We start from the raw sequence: 15,145 nt of genomic DNA on the forward strand, positions 1-15,145 counted from the left end.
GTAAGTTAAACGTGTGAACACGACTATTTTACTTATCTAATACATACATATTTCATTAGATGAACGAGAGGAATTTGTGATAAAGTTTAGTCTGGATTGTATTTACGTGCAACGTTCGATAAGATTACTTTACATGGTAGAAGGAAGGTGTTTCGATTGATGCCAGACTATGAATTAGCTGTAGAATGCTGTTTAATGGCAGGTCGTTTAATGATGGAAAGTGGAGCGGAGACGTATCGAGCAGAAGATACGATGGACCGTATGGCGATCTCTCAGCAGTTAACCCAATCGCAAAGTTTTGTTACACCAACTGGAATTATTTTTAGTGGAAACAAAAATCTACCTACTCGGTTAGTTAGGATAAATAAAAGGACTACTGACTTAGAAAAGATTGCGCTTGTAAATGGGGTTTCCAGAAAATTAGCAAGTGCAGAAATTAGACTAGAAGAAGCATATGAAGAACTAAAAAAAATTGATGAAGAGCATAAAACATATCCCTTTTGGATTAAAATAATTGCTGCCTCCATAGCATCAGGAGCGTTTTTGTTGTTATTTGGAGCCCCTTTGTTTGATGTTCCTTCAGCTATGATCGCGGGCGGTGTTGGATACTCCGTTGCTGAGATGTTAGAAGAGAAAACAAGAGTTAAGTTCTTTGCGGAGTTCCTAGCAGCTTTAGTTATAAGTGTGATGGCTACTTTTTCCGTAGCATATGGATTAGGGTATGAAATAGATAAGATAATTATTGGTTCCGTTATGCCTCTTGTTCCTGGATTACTCATAACGAATGCAGTACGTGATCTAATGGCAGGTCATTTTGTATCGGGTTTGTCAAAGGGAGCTGAAGCGTTTCTTACAGCCTTTGCGATTGGCGCAGGAGTAGCGCTCGTACTATCACTGTAAGGAGGAATTAACATGACATATTTATTGCAAGGAATACTAAGCTTTATTGCTGCTTCGGCATTTGGAGTAATATTTAACGCACCGAAAAAGTCCCTCTTTTACTGTGGGCTTGTAGGGATGACCGGATGGCTAGTTTATTCTTTTGTAAACCATTTAAATAATGACCAAGTGATTGCTTCCTTTGCTGGTTCATTTTCTGTTGCATTTGTTGCGCATTTAATGGCTAAAAAGTTTAAAATGCCAATGATTATTTTTAGTGTAGCAGGAATTATCCCTCTAGTCCCAGGAGGCTCAGCGTATAATGCAATGCGCAATGTGGTGGAAAAAGACTATGGAGTAGCCGTAGAATATGCAGCACTAGCATTAATGATTTCGGGGTCAATTGCAATGGGATTAGTTTTTGCAGAAATTATTACACAAATTTGGGTAAAAGTTATAGGAAAATTAAAATTAAAACCGTGAGAAAAAGGAAATCCTTTACTCACGGTTTTTTTAGCTAAAGGATAAGTAAGAATTTATTCTCTCGTTATCCAAAATAGTACTAACCTGTTGACTAAAGTTGTAAGAGGGCGATGGATGGACAAAAAGCCACAAGATTACCGAAAAAGTGAGAGGAGGATCGTGACGCTAGTCACGATTCTCCTCTCTTTAAAATTGCTCGGTAATGATGCAGCTAAAGTCCATTCCAAAGCAATCCGGAAATGTCTGCAAACAGGTATTGCACTTAAAGGGCACTTGCGCTTTTCTTAGTTAAGTTTAAGCAGCATTTCCACTTCTTTAGCTGATATGGGCTGACTAATATAATAGCCTTGGACAGAGTCACAGCCCATTTGGGTTAATAAATCATACTGTTCTTTCGTTTCTACTCCTTCTGCAACTACTCCGACGTTTAGAGATTGTCCGAAATAGATTAAACCTTGTACGAGTTTTTGCAGTTTTTCCTGTTGAGTAATGGAACTTACAAACGATTTATCAATTTTTAACTTTTTAATAGGAAGAAGCTGCAAATATCTTAGCGAGGCATAGCCTGTTCCGAAATCATCCAAAATGAAAACTATTCCTTCTTCCTTAAGCGTTTGCATTTGTTGAATGATTGATTTCTCTGCTTCTGCTTCCAAAGCAAACTTTTCCGTAAATTCAATTTGTATTAATTCAGGTGAGCAATTATACTTTTTCAAAACTTTTCGAATGGTTTTTACCATGTTTTTATCTCGAAATTCTCGAATGGAAGAGTTAAAACTTACTTTTACTGGGATACCTTGTTGCTGCCAAATAGCGGCTTGCTCACAGGACTTCTCAAGAATAAAAGTACCGATATCATTAATTAAACCAGTCTCTTCTGCAATTGGTATTAACTCATCAGGAGGAACAACACCAAGGACATCATCTTCCCAACGTACAAGCGCTTCTACAGCAGTAATTTTGCCTATCGCCAGATCTCGTTGTGGTAAATACATAACATGCAAATCATTATGATTAAGTGCTACTAGTAATCTTTTTTCGATTTGAATTCTTCGAGTGAGCTTGTAGTGGTCTGATTGGGAAAGACTCGAAATCATTCCTCCACCTTCTAGTTTTACTTTTTGGATAGTAGAATTGGTTGCTTTTAATAAATGTAAGTAAGATTGTTGATCTTCAGGGAATCTTGTAATGGCTCCACTAACTGTGATAGGAATAACTCTACTGTCTAGATAGATAGGATTTTGTTTTAAAAAGTTCACAAATCCCTGTATATACCAATCACTTAAAGGTGTAATGAGTGCAAAATCATCTCCATCCGCTCGAGCTATAATGGAATCTTCGAAATAGATCTTCAATCTTTTAGTAAACTCGATCAACAAAAGAGATTTCGTTTGATCGTTAAAGATATCTTTTAAGGTATAGAATTGATCGATACTAATAAAAACAAAAGAAAAATGTTTGTTATCTTCAATATATTCCGTGACAACTTCTTCTAAACGATGTCTACTCATTAATCCTGTTTCCGTATCTACATAAGCTATTTGCTCAAGTCTAGATTGTAATAATTTTTTTTCTGTAATTTCTTCTTCCAATAACAAATAGTAAAGCGTATTATTTTCAGTATCGGTAATCGGTATTGCAAGTATGTTCACCCAATAGTTAAGACCATCTTTTGTCATTTTTTCGACAGTACCCTGGAACTTGTTTCCTTTTTGGATAGTATGGATAATTTCATCTGCAATGCTAATATGATCAGGTGTATTAGGGAAGAGTTGCCAAAATGATTTTCCTAATATACGTTTAGGTGTCCAGTTACTTTTCTTTAGAAACGATTCATTGGCATGAATAATAAGTCCTTCATTGTCTAAATAAAGGACCATAAAAGAATCCGATAATCCTTTTTTCAGGAGCTGTAATTCTAAAAATGAATAATCTTGATTTTGAATTGTATTGGACTCTATTTGAAATAAAACATAAGATTTATCGTCTATGGAGAAAGATTTTGCAATGAGAGAAGTCTTAGTAGTTTCTCTATCTTTAGAATAAATAACAACTGGATTCAAACGAACGGGATCTACATTTTGTACTATTGTTTCCCATTTGGCGGATAGGTGTCCATTAGTATACTCATTAAATATCGGTAACTTTAACCCTTTTAAATCATCAAAGTGATAGCCAAATTGTTTTTCTGCCTCACTACTCCACCATATAATATGACCATCTATATCTGTTATAAAGGTAGGATAAGGTAAATGTTTTAACACAGTGTTACTTAAATCTATTAATTCTTCATTTAGATACATATTCACGGCCTCCATATAATTAACTATTATTAATTATATAGAATTTAGTGAAAATAGTCATTAGTCTAGAACAATATATTCATGCGCATTTGTTTTATAGGCTAAAATACCTTGTATATTTATATGGAAAGCGCTGTTATATCTTACTGTTGTTTTTAGCATATAATTTGCGGCAGACTCCCGCGGAAAGCAAGCGGATTCTACCAAATAACAACAATGTAATTTACTATTGAAAAAAGAGAAAAAGGTGATGTAAATGGAGCGTTGGAAAGGCATACTACTTATTATAGTGGGTTCTATGATGTGGGGTGCAACAGGTCCGATGATGGAGTGGGTATTAAACAATAGTAATTTGTCTATTTCTTACTTCCTTACTATTCGACTAATTGCTGCTGGAATATGTATATTAGTCTTTTTGAAGTTACAGAGAAAACAAATCTTTGCAATATGGAAAGAAACTATTTGGCTGAAGCAACTACTTATTTTTGGTGTGTTTGGAATGCTCGGTGTCCAATATACGTTCGTAGCAGCAATTGAGGAAAGTAATGCATCAATTGCAACCTTACTTCAATTCTTAGGACCTATCTATATCATTTTATTTGTTTCATGGAAAAATAAAATGTACCCCCCTAAATATCAAATAATTGGTATTATTGGAACGCTAGTTGGATTGTTTTTATTACTAACCAATGCAAAGTTGGATCAACTATTAATAAGTAACGAAGCATTAATTTGGGGGTTAGCTGTAGGTGTTACGTTTTCTATTTATACGGTGTATCCAGCACGACTCATGAAAGAATGGGGAGTGCTAGTCGTTGTAGGGTGGGGAATGTTAATAGGAGGAGTAACACTTGCAATTATTTCAGGATCATGGCGTTCGAATGAGTGGGATCAACTTGTACATTACCCAATAAATATAATGGTGTTATGCATTATTATTGTAGGTACTATTGCTTTTGTTCTCTTCTTATCGAGTATGAAATACATAACAGCAGTAGAAACTAGTATCTTATCAAGTGTAGAGCCATTAACAGCTATGATTATATCGGTCATTTGGTTTGGTCAAATACTTGGAGCTTGGCAGTACATAGGAGTAATAGTAATGCTTTTATTTGTCACATGGCTAACCGTTGCAGGAGAAATAAAATGGGAATTTAAAAGGAGAAAATGACTTTAATAATGAAGCAACCTTTTTCTATATCTTAATAGAAGAATATGGCATAATAGGTTTTACAGAGGATTAATTCGAGTGACGAAGAATCTAGGGGTGTTGTAATTGTGAAAACTGTATTATCTTATTTATCGCCTTATAAGTGGCTGGTTGTTACTGCATTATTGTTTATGCTAATCGAACTTTCTGTGGAACTTGTTCAACCATTATTAATAGCAATAATTATTGATGATGGTATTCTAGCAGGTGACCAGCAAACGATTATTTTTTGGGGAAGTATCATGCTTCTACTTTCGGTTATTGCTTTTTTTGCCGGAATCATAAACACATTTATCGCCTCTCACACGGTGCAGAGCTATGGATTTGACATACGCCAAGCACTATTTAGAAAGGTTCAATCGTTTACAATGGCCACTTTTCTAAAGTTTCCTTCATCGAGCCTAATTACACGACTAACAACGGATGTAACAATTACACAAAACGTCATATTTATGGGGCTTCGAATAATGCTTCGTTCTCCTTTAGTAGTCGTTGGAAGTATCATCATGTCCTTTTTTGTACATCCTTATTTAGCTATGTTTCTTGTAATCGGCACACCATTTTTAGTTATTTTCCTGTATGCGATGAGTCGCAAAGGTTTAACCCTTTTTGGGAAAGTACAAAAAAGTGTAGACCAAGTTACCCGTAAAATTCAAGAAAATCTCCAAGCAGTTCGTTTAATAAAAGCCTATTTGCGTGGCAATTTTGAATCAACTCGATTTGCTACAGTTGCAGATACACTGAAAATGGATAATGTGAAGGCATTCCGCATTATGGAGTTAATATTACCTGTTCTTTTATTTGTGATGAATGTGAGTTTAATGGCTGTTCTTTGGTTTGGAGCAAAAGAGATTCAAACTGGGGGAGCGCAGATGGGAGAACTTGTCGCGATAGTCAATTACGCCATGCGTATGACAGGTGCTTTTTCCATGTTCGCCTTCATCATCATATTTTTCTCAAGAGCAAAAGCTTCAGCTGAACGTATGGAAGAAGTATTAATCGAAGAAGAAGGAATAGAAGACTTTAGCTCAGACTTAAAGGAAGCTATTCCTGGAATAGGTGAAATTGAATTTCAACATGTTTCTTTTCATTATCCTACGACAGATGCTCCCGTTTTGAAGAATGTATCCTTCACGGTTAAGCCTGGTTCTAAACTTGCGATTATGGGAGCGACAGGTTCTGGAAAGTCTACATTATTGAACTTAATTCCACGTTTTTTTGATGCAACAGAAGGTGAGATTTTCATCGATGGGGTTGAAGTGAAGGATTGGTCTTTAAAGGAATTAAGACAAGTAATTGGGTTAGTTCCCCAGCAATCGATTCTCTTTACAGGAAGCATTGAAGAAAATTTAGGTTGGGGTGACTCAACTGCAACGGAAGAATTACTGAAAGAGGCTGCTAAACAAGCGCAAATTCACAATTCTATTGAGCAATTTCCAGATCAATATGATACAAGAGTTGGTCAAAAAGGAGTCAATTTATCTGGTGGGCAAAAGCAAAGACTCTCTATTGCGCGTGCATTAGTGAGAAAACCAGAGATTTTACTGTTAGATGATAGTACAAGTGCGCTAGATGTGTCGACGGAAAATGCATTATGGGAAGCCTTAGAACAAGAAAAAGCAACAATGCTGGTCATTACACAAAAAATTAGAACTGCTAAAGGGGCCGATCAAATTCTTCTATTAGAAGAAGGCGAAGTTTCGGCATATGGTACGCACGAACAACTGATGGAAAGCTCCTCTTTATATAGAGAAATTGCAGAATCACAGCAGGAGGGAGACGAGTATGATGAAATTCATTCGTAAACCTTTTGGATATGAACCTGTTATTACAAAGGAAGATTTGAAGAAGGATAATAATAAGAAAGTGGAGAAAGCTTCTGACTGGAGAAGCGTTCTTAGTCGAATTTGGAAGCTAGTAGATGAACAGCGTTTTTTATTAATTGTTGTACTGCTCTTAGTTGTAGTCAGTTCTGCTTTAGCGCTACTAGGACCTTATATAATCGGTATTATTATAGACCAATATATTTCGAAAAGTATTTTTGCAGGATTAGTAAATATGATTGGTATATTGATCATTGTGTATGTCTTTTTATCGGTCACAATGTATTTACAAAATTATTGGATGATTGGTATTTCACAGCAAACAATATACAGACTACGGACTGGTTTATTTGATCATCTTCAAAAACTTCCAGTAACCTTTTTTGATAAACGACAGCACGGAGAACTAATGAGTCGAATGACAAATGATATTGAAAATGTCAGTCAAACATTGAATACCTCCTTTATACAAGTATTTTCAAGTATCCTAACATTAGTTGGAACGACGGGCGTGATGCTTCTATTAAGTCCGCTATTAACAGCTATTACGCTTATTATTGTACCTTTCATGTATTTTGGAATGCGCTGGATTACGAGACGTACCTCTAAACTGTTTAAAGAGCAGCAGCAGGCAGTTGGAGCATTAAATGGGATGATTGAAGAGACGATTTCTGGTCAACGAATCGTCAAAGCATTCTCGCAGGAAAGTCGTATGCTAGAAGAGTTTTCAGTAAAAAGTGAACGCTTGAAAACAACAGGATTCTGGGCATTAACGTACTCAGGCTTTATTCCAAAAGTAATGAATCTATTAAATAATATAAGCTTTACGTTGGTAGCTGCTGCCGGTGGTATATTAGCATATTATGATCAAGTAACAATTGGAGAAATCGTGATCTTCACAGAGTATGCCCGTCAGTTCACTCGCCCTCTAAATGATTTAGCAAATCAATTTAATACGGTCCTTTCTGCAATTGCAGGGGCTGAGCGTGTGTTTGCAATTATCGATGAACCTGCAGAATTAGATCAAGCAGAAGAAAATAAAGACTATAAACTGAAAGGAAATGTGACGTTTGAGGATGTAACATTTCGGTACAATAGAGACGATGAAAGCCCGACGATCGAGCAAGTCTCTTTCCATGTAGGAGCAGGGAAAACTGCTGCTTTAGTTGGAGCAACTGGTGCAGGGAAAACAACCATCATGCAGTTACTTTCGCGCTTTTATGAAGTAAATGAAGGAACAATTTTAATAGATGATATTCCTATGGAAAAGTTGCCAAGGCAAACTTTACGCAGCCAAACAGCATTTGTATTACAAGATCCATTTCTGTTTGAAATGACTGTGAAAGAAAATATTCGATACGGAAAATTAAATGCAACAGATGAAGAAGTATTACATGCTGCCAAAGAAGCAAATGCACATGAATTCATCATGAAGTTACCTAATGGATATGATACGACTTTAACAGCAGATGGTGGAGAAATTAGCCAAGGACAAAAGCAATTATTATCGATTGCTCGAGCGCTTGTAGCTGATCCTGCCATACTGTTATTAGATGAAGCGACATCTAGTATTGATACAGTAACTGAACTAAAAATACAAGAAGCACTGGAACGTTTAATGGAAGGTCGCACTAGTTTCGTTATTGCTCATCGATTAAATACTGTACGTAAAGCGGATTTAGTATTTGTTATGGAAAGTGGAAAACTAGTAGAATCGGGATCGCAAGAAGAGTTATTACAAAAGCAAGGGCGATATTACAGCATGCTTACAAATTCAAAAATATAAGGAGGAAAGTATGGACATATCTATTATGACAGTGTCGATTCCGGTAGATACCGATACTTTGAAAGAAATACAAGAGTTAATTCATTGTGCGTTTATAGAAGATCAAGTAGATTACGCTGCATTATTAAGTGTTGATGAGCTATCCGATTCTTTTCTAAAGGGATTTTGTGTATTGGCTTACGATGATGACACGGATAAATTAGTGGGTGTAATATCTGCCATAGATCGAATAGCAACATTAGATTTTGAGTGGAGTGCAGTTGTTTTACCAAATGTGCGAAGACAAGGCATCGGGGAGCAACTAATAAAGGAGCTTACAAGAAATCTAGACCTTAGGGGAGCAATGGAAGATATAGCGTTGGTACCAAAAGCTTCGAAAGCGGGACAACAATTAATAAGCAAATTTGGATATGTTCATGACTTCTCGGAAAGAACGATGGCAGCGGACGCAGTAGAAAGTGAAATGATCAGTGAAATCGAAATTACCCCATATTCATCAGAAGAATTGGAGCTAATTGAAGTGTTAGCAAGTGCATTTGGAGATACGGAGGAAGAAGCAAGAGAGCTTATCGCATTTAATACGCAAACTCCCAATCGTAAAATGATGCTTGCTTTAATTAATAAGGAAGTAGTAGGAACTGTTTCGATTGTGGAAGAAACCGAGAAACTATGGGTTACGGGCCTTGCAGTGCATGAAAAAGCACGTGGGAGAGGAATAGCAACTAGTATATTAAATTGGTCTAAAAATGAAGCTCATCGTTTGGGAAAGGCAGAAGTGTTGCTAGATGTGGAAACAGACAACGAAGATGCAATTTCTGTTTATAAAAAAGTAGGGTTTAAAACAATCAACTTCACACATTTCTATCGAAAAGGATGACCCACTGGGTCATCCTTTTTTGAAGAATAAGAAAGTATTTAATTTTTCGTTCCATAAATCCAGTGTTTCAGATATTTTGGAGAAAAAGATCGATTCAATACTACTGTTGATTTCCGTTGCAGGCGGACGCTTTCCGCGGGGTGAGCGATGAGCCATCACCTAAAAAGTGAGAAATGTGATATTCCCACAGAGTGTTTAAAAAGGAACGAAGGCTAAGTGCGCCACCTCATGTGGCAACGCCTTCGTGACCAACATCCTGTTGGCCTCCGCTGGAGTCGCCGCCTTCCACTACAATCAAGTAAATGTTTTCAAATCAATCATAAAAGAAAGGACAACTAAAAGATAAGAAAGTATATAGTTTTTGAGTGCATAAAGTCACTGGTACTTTGACCGATAGGAAAATGCAGTGGATTGTATACAAGGTAAGGTAGAGGGGATGGACCTGTTAGCTAGCAAGAATCTTTAAGAAGAGCATTTCTGCTAATTTTCTTCTACTGGTAAAAGAGTATATGACCAAAAAATAGTTAGCATCTATTGTATAGAGGAGCACTAGAGCAACCGAAATTGCATCTTCGGAGGCCCGCACGATGCGGGTCAGGCAGTCGTTGCGAAATGTTCTTTTATTTTGCGACGAGCTTTGCGCAGGAGCACCACGAAGTCGCGAACTTAGACTGTCCTCCTCTGAAGCTTTATGAGCTGGAAAGCATCTTTTCACTAATTATCCAAAAAATTTTTAACCTTATTCGTACTGTTAAAGGAGGGCGACGGACAGACAAACTCGATATGATTACCGAGAAAAGAGAGGCTGGTCGTGACATCTGTCACGACCAGCCTCGCTTAAAAATCAATCGGTAATGATATAGCAATAAGTCTGTCCAAAGACCTCCGAAAACTATACAAAACAGGTTTTGTACTTAGAGAGCGCTTACGCTTTTCTTAAAAGAAAGTATATGAAATTAGACTACTGCGAACCTAGTGTTCATGGTGTTTTGAAGAGTATTTCTCGCTAATTCTATCGCTTTCTATCAGGCGTTCCTTGCTTATTTTTGCAAAGCGGCAATATGGGGATGCTATATAGAAAAGGGACACTTCCTTCCAATCGAAAAGGTGGAAATACGATAGAGAAGGACTGAGCAGCCAAAATTGCATCTTTGGCTGCTTACTGTAGGGCCTATTCTTTCATTTCCAAAAGCTTTGGCACTACTATTACAAGTAGCTATGGAGAGTGACGGACGAACGACTACCACATGATCATCGAAAAAATGAGGAGGGATGTGACTTTGTCGCATCTATTTCGTATCAAGAAATCCAGGTAATGGTGTAGAACTCGTTCAGTTCCCCGCACTTTAAAAGCACCTATACATAGAGTGCCTAGTGTGTTATCACTGCAATTTACTGGGTACTTTTGGTTAATCACGTGTGATAATAAGAATCACATTTACAAAGACTAAACATAACACACCTATTATTTTCATAAACTTGTTATAGGATGAATGGTGAAGAGATTGTTCAATCGAAAAGGAGAGATACTATTGGGTTTAAACGAACGCAATGTAACAATGAAAGTTTCGAATAAACGGTTGAATGCTATACGATTCACTTATGTGAGACAAAAAGTACGCACTAGTTTGCAATGGTTTTTATTGAAAAAAGCGCGTCCACCAAAGAAGAAGTATATCCCGATTCCACCAAGAGAATAGCTAACTTTATTCAGCAGGGTTTAACCAATGCTGAATCGGGGATTTCTAGTTAAGACCCCCAAAAGAACTTTTGCGGCAATACGTGAGTGAACAAATTCCTGTTGACTCAAATACACCGAGGGAAATTTTGAATCATACGTCATTTCCCTTATGGAGATGGCGTTTTTATTATTTTCTAACTGTGTATAATAGAGAATATATAAAGAAATGAAGAATAAATTGATGGGAGGCCTTCATTTGAAAGTTTATGCACACAGAGGTTCGTCTGGGACGCATCCGGAAAATACAATAGCTGCATTTAGAGCTGCAGCAGTGCTTCCTGTATATGGTGTAGAGTTTGATGTTCATATGACGAAGGATGGGGAGCTTGTAGTCATTCATGATGAATCCATTGATCGCACATCAAATGGAAAAGGTTTTATTAAGGATATGACGCTTGCAGAACTAAAACACTATGATGTTGGTAAAGGCTTTTCTCCTAAATTTAAAGGAGAAACAATTCCTACTCTAAGAGAAGTATTATATGTATTTAAAGATACGCATCATCATCTTAATATTGAGTTAAAATCAGATATTTTTCCTTATGATGGAATGGAGCAGAAAGTTTTACAAATGCTGAAGGATTACAGATTAGAGGAACGTGTTGTTATTTCTTCTTTCAATCATGAAATGGTTAGAAACTTTAAAAAAATAGCTCCTCAAATCGAAACGGCTATCTTGTTTGTGGAAGTAATGATTGCCCCACATGAATACGCAAAAGTTGTAGGAGCAGACGCAGTGCATGCATTTTTTCCAACAGTTCTTCGTCCAATGGGACAAGAGGTAGTTGCTAGTGGAAGAAAGGTCCGTGTATTCACGGTAAACGAGGAACTCTATGCAGATACGCTGAAAGAAATAGGCGTAGATGCAATTTTCACAGATTATCCAGAGAAAATGTACCGTCATTTGAATATATTAAATTAATTTCCATAGTTCGCTACATTAATAAAAAGAGGATGTCCCATTAGTCAGAATTCAAACGACTGATGAGACATCCTTATTTTTTTCAAACTATAGGGAGAATAGAGTGTTCTCCAACTAACTCTTCATTTTTTCATCAATAAATACATAAAATACGGTGCTCCTATCAAAGCAACCATTACTCCTGCAGGAATGCCATTTGGTTCGATTACATTTCGACCAATCGTATCTGCAAATAGTAAAAGCCAACCACCGATTAAAATCGCAACAGGTAAAAACAATTGATATCTAGGACCGACTAATGATTTCGCAATATGCGGCGCCATCAATCCTATAAATGCAATCCCACCTGTAACCGAAACCGCAGAAGCTGCAAGTGCTACTGCAGCAAGTAATAGAACAATTCTTTCCTTCTCAATCGATACCCCAACACCTACCGCAACTGGTTCACTTAATCCGAGTAAATTTAACTTATTTGCTTTGTAAAAAATAAATGGGATAAGAACAATTAGCCATGGTAGTAGGGCTAAAACAAATGGCCAATCAGCCCCCCAAATATTACCTGCTAACCATTTAGAGATAAAATCAACTTTTTGGCGTTCAGCTGATGAGATAATAACAATCATTAATCCAGACAAAGCCATTGAAAATCCTATCCCTACAAGAACTAATCGTACTGGCTGTAAACCTACTTTTCGATTGTATGAAAGTAGGTAAATAAAGAATGCCGTAAGTAAAGCCCCGATAAATGCCACGAAAGGAAGCATATATACGAAAGATTCCGGTTGAATAGGGAAAAATAAGAAAAACAATGAAATTGCTACACCAGCACCAGAGTTTATACCGATAATACCTGGATCAGCCAAATCATTCCGCGTAATCCCCTGTAAAATTGCACCAGACAATGCGAGTGCCATTCCAGCAAGGAGTGTAATAACAATACGCGGTAAACGAACGGAAAACAATACAAATTCTTCTTTAAACGTACCATGTCCTAGGAGAGTAGGTAAAAGACGATCAAAAGACAAAGAAGAGTAACCAATGCCAGCGCTAATAATGGCAGTGGCTAGAACTAGGAAAGATAATATGACAACAATCAATCGTTGTTTGCGAATGAGCTTTTTTTGAATCATTGGAATGCGCCTCCTCCTTTACGAACAATGAGTAGGAAGAAAGGTAACCCCATTATTGCAATTATTGCTGCAACAGGCGTTTCATAAGGAATGTTAATCGTTCTTCCGAGTGTGTCGGCAACTAGCATAAGAATAGCCCCAACAATGACAGACATAGGAATGATAAAACGATAATCAGTTCCAACAATCGCCCGAACGATATGAGGTACCATTAACCCAACAAATGCCATATTACCTACAAGTGCTACGGACGCTCCAGCTAGTAATATTACGACGAAAAACAAAATTAATTTGATTTGAACAGTTTTCTGACCTAATCCAACGGCAACTTCTTCGTTTAGACTTAAAATGGTTAACTGTCTTGAAAGTAAGAGAGATATTAAAATACCAATACTAATAAAAGGAATTATAATATTCAGTTGGCTCCAATTCGTTCCAATTAGACCTCCTGCAGTCCACATGGAGATGTCTTTTGAAACTTTGAAATAAATCCCAACTCCATCTGCGACTGCATATAAAAACGCAGAAACTGCCGCACCAGCAAGCACAATTCGTAAAGGAGAAAATCCTCCTTTTTTTATTGCACCAATACTAAATACCATAATGGCACCTACTGCAGCACCAATAAAGCAGGCAATTGTGATTCCTAAATAGTTAGTAGTAGGAAGTAATGCTAGTGTTATCGCTAGTGCAGCATTCGCTCCTGAGGTAAGCCCTAGTAGTCCAGGGTCAGCAAGAGGATTCCGAGTAATACCTTGCATAATAGCTCCTGAAACAGCAAGCGCAGCTCCAACAACGATAGCTCCAACTTCTCTAGGAAAACGAATTTCACGAAGTAAATTTATCTGATCACTTTTCAAATTAGAAAATAAAGCATTCCACACATCTTGAATGGAGGTTTCCGCTGCTCCAAAAACCATAGCAACGATAAACATAGCAAAAAGTAAAGATAATCCGATTATGAACTTTATACTAAAAAGAATAGAAGATTTCATCGTTCGTTTCCTTTCTATAATAAAGAAGGGAGGAATCCAAGACTCGAATTCCTCCTCGACCATTATTTACTGTTTAAAAAGTGTTCTTTGAAGAATTCAAGCTGATAATCTAATGTAAGTGGATCGTTGAAGTAAAATTCTTCCATTGGAGCTTCAAAAACTCGATTATTTTTTACAGCGGGAATATTTTTATAAGTTTCTGTTTCTTGGAATGAGTTGTCTGTAGCTGCTGATTTACTTAAAATTACATAATCTCCTGCAAATTCAGGAAGTACTTCTAACGACAATGCATAATATCCAGGAGCTAAAGCCGTTTCTTCTACTTTTTTAGGCATTTTTAAGCCCATTGCTTGATAAAGAATTTCCGTTCCACGACCCCAGTTATTACCATATACATATAATTGTTTGTCAAAGTTTTCGATTACCGATACGGTAGCATCTTCACCAATAGCAGCTTTAATTTCTTCTCCAGCAGCCTTTGTGCGTTTTTCAAAGTCATTAATCCAATCTTGAGCTTCTTTTTCTTTATTTAGTAGTTTTCCAATCTCTAATTGTTGTGTTAAATAATCTACTTTACCATAAGTAAATGTTACAGTAGGTGCGATTTCTTTTAACTTATCTAAATTTTGTGCTGTAGAAAGTCCAATTATTAAGTCTGGATCAAGTTCAATAATTTTCTCTAAGTTTTCATCAGATACTTCTTCCACATCTTTTAAAAAGCTATCATATCGTGGGTTTTTTTTAGACCAAGAATCCACCCCAACCAAATTAACACCAAGGGCAGCAACGTTACCTGCAAATGAGGATACAACAACTACACGTTGTGGATCAGCAGGGACTTCAATCGGGCCTTCTTCTGACTGATAAGTAATAGTAGTAGACTCTTCTTTTTTATCGTTAGATGTAGTGTTTGTTTTCGTTTCAGTGGATTCGTTATTACATGCAGTTAATACTAGTACAAATAAAAATAACATTGGTAGTAAAAGCTTTTTCATT

The 15,145-nt window shown here is 36.8% G+C and carries 12 protein-coding genes; 8 read left to right on the forward strand and 4 right to left on the reverse strand.

Translation table 11 applies throughout. The annotated features are described in order from the left end of the window. The first annotated feature begins 159 nt into the window (after positions 1-159). Both MHB48_RS02720 and MHB48_RS02725 read left to right on the forward strand, forming a co-directional pair. Positions 160-900: a threonine/serine exporter family protein gene (locus MHB48_RS02720; RefSeq protein ID WP_342600037.1), complete on the forward strand. Its 741-nt coding sequence runs from the start codon at positions 160-162 to the stop codon at positions 898-900. A 12-nt stretch (positions 901-912) separates the two neighbouring features. Continuing rightward, positions 913-1,362 carry a threonine/serine exporter family protein gene (locus MHB48_RS02725; RefSeq protein ID WP_342600038.1) on the forward strand — a complete coding sequence of 150 codons (450 nt, stop codon included), beginning with the start codon at positions 913-915 and terminating at the stop codon, positions 1,360-1,362. Between the two features lie 284 nt (positions 1,363-1,646). Here the strand turns inward: MHB48_RS02725 and MHB48_RS02730 are convergent, their stop codons facing one another. Further along, on the reverse strand, positions 1,647-3,665 hold the full coding sequence (locus tag MHB48_RS02730) for an EAL domain-containing protein (RefSeq protein ID WP_342600039.1): 2,019 nt from the start codon (positions 3,663-3,665) through the stop codon (positions 1,647-1,649). A gap of 256 nt (positions 3,666-3,921) precedes the next feature. Here MHB48_RS02730 and MHB48_RS02735 point away from each other — a divergent pair, with 256 nt between their 5' ends. The 6 genes from MHB48_RS02735 to MHB48_RS02760 all read left to right on the forward strand — a co-directional run bounded on the left by MHB48_RS02735 (position 3,922) and on the right by MHB48_RS02760 (position 12,024). Beyond that, positions 3,922-4,836 (forward strand): EamA family transporter, encoded by a 915-nt coding sequence (locus MHB48_RS02735; protein WP_342600040.1) that lies wholly within the window; start codon positions 3,922-3,924, stop codon positions 4,834-4,836. Between the two features lie 107 nt (positions 4,837-4,943). Beyond that, complete coding sequence (locus tag MHB48_RS02740) at positions 4,944-6,680, forward strand: ABC transporter ATP-binding protein (RefSeq protein WP_342600041.1); 1,737 nt, start codon at positions 4,944-4,946, stop codon at positions 6,678-6,680. Then, positions 6,664-8,484 carry an ABC transporter ATP-binding protein gene (locus MHB48_RS02745; protein WP_342601285.1) on the forward strand — a complete coding sequence of 607 codons (1,821 nt, stop codon included), beginning with the start codon at positions 6,664-6,666 and terminating at the stop codon, positions 8,482-8,484. The genes MHB48_RS02740 and MHB48_RS02745 overlap by 17 nt, the downstream gene beginning before the upstream one ends. Before the next feature lie 10 nt (positions 8,485-8,494). Continuing rightward, a complete protein-coding gene (locus MHB48_RS02750; RefSeq protein WP_342600042.1) occupies positions 8,495-9,361 on the forward strand; it encodes a GNAT family N-acetyltransferase in 867 nt (288 codons plus the stop codon). Between the two features lie 1,532 nt (positions 9,362-10,893). Then, positions 10,894-11,061, forward strand: coding sequence for a hypothetical protein (locus MHB48_RS02755; RefSeq protein WP_340917606.1), 168 nt, complete (start codon positions 10,894-10,896; stop codon positions 11,059-11,061). 237 nt (positions 11,062-11,298) lie between these two features. Next, positions 11,299-12,024 (forward strand): glycerophosphodiester phosphodiesterase, encoded by a 726-nt coding sequence (locus MHB48_RS02760; RefSeq protein WP_342600043.1) that lies wholly within the window; start codon positions 11,299-11,301, stop codon positions 12,022-12,024. A 122-nt stretch (positions 12,025-12,146) separates the two neighbouring features. Here MHB48_RS02760 and MHB48_RS02765 read toward each other — a convergent pair whose 3' ends face one another. The 3 genes from MHB48_RS02765 to MHB48_RS02775 all read right to left on the reverse strand — a co-directional run bounded on the left by MHB48_RS02765 (position 12,147) and on the right by MHB48_RS02775 (position 15,144). Then, entirely contained in the window at positions 12,147-13,154 is a 1,008-nt protein-coding gene (locus MHB48_RS02765; RefSeq protein ID WP_342600044.1) for an iron ABC transporter permease, read from the reverse strand. After that, a complete protein-coding gene (locus MHB48_RS02770) occupies positions 13,151-14,149 on the reverse strand; it encodes an iron ABC transporter permease (RefSeq protein WP_342600045.1) in 999 nt (332 codons plus the stop codon). The genes MHB48_RS02765 and MHB48_RS02770 overlap by 4 nt, the downstream gene beginning before the upstream one ends. Before the next feature lie 62 nt (positions 14,150-14,211). After that, on the reverse strand, positions 14,212-15,144 hold the full coding sequence (locus tag MHB48_RS02775; protein WP_342600046.1) for an ABC transporter substrate-binding protein: 933 nt from the start codon (positions 15,142-15,144) through the stop codon (positions 14,212-14,214). Between the last annotated feature and the right edge of the window lies 1 nt (position 15,145).

Origin of the sequence: Psychrobacillus sp. FSL H8-0483 (assembly GCF_038637725.1) — a bacterium.
Taxonomy (GTDB): Bacteria; Bacillota; Bacilli; order Bacillales_A; family Planococcaceae; genus Psychrobacillus.

What these genes read in the sequence shown, in the direction of transcription:
- MHB48_RS02770 (WP_342600045.1), bottom strand. Translation starts at nt 14,149, where the DNA reads ATGAAATCTTCTATTCTTTTTAGTATAAAGTTCATAATCGGATTATCT.
- MHB48_RS02730 (WP_342600039.1), bottom strand. Translation starts at nt 3,665, where the DNA reads ATGTATCTAAATGAAGAATTAATAGATTTAAGTAACACTGTGTTAAAA.
- MHB48_RS02720 (WP_342600037.1), top strand. Translation starts at nt 160, where the DNA reads ATGCCAGACTATGAATTAGCTGTAGAATGCTGTTTAATGGCAGGTCGT.
- MHB48_RS02750 (WP_342600042.1), top strand. Translation starts at nt 8,495, where the DNA reads ATGGACATATCTATTATGACAGTGTCGATTCCGGTAGATACCGATACT.
- MHB48_RS02735 (WP_342600040.1), top strand. Translation starts at nt 3,922, where the DNA reads ATGGAGCGTTGGAAAGGCATACTACTTATTATAGTGGGTTCTATGATG.
- MHB48_RS02725 (WP_342600038.1), top strand. Translation starts at nt 913, where the DNA reads ATGACATATTTATTGCAAGGAATACTAAGCTTTATTGCTGCTTCGGCA.
- MHB48_RS02745 (WP_342601285.1), top strand. Translation starts at nt 6,664, where the DNA reads ATGAAATTCATTCGTAAACCTTTTGGATATGAACCTGTTATTACAAAG.
- MHB48_RS02765 (WP_342600044.1), bottom strand. Translation starts at nt 13,154, where the DNA reads ATGATTCAAAAAAAGCTCATTCGCAAACAACGATTGATTGTTGTCATA.
- MHB48_RS02775 (WP_342600046.1), bottom strand. Translation starts at nt 15,144, where the DNA reads ATGAAAAAGCTTTTACTACCAATGTTATTTTTATTTGTACTAGTATTA.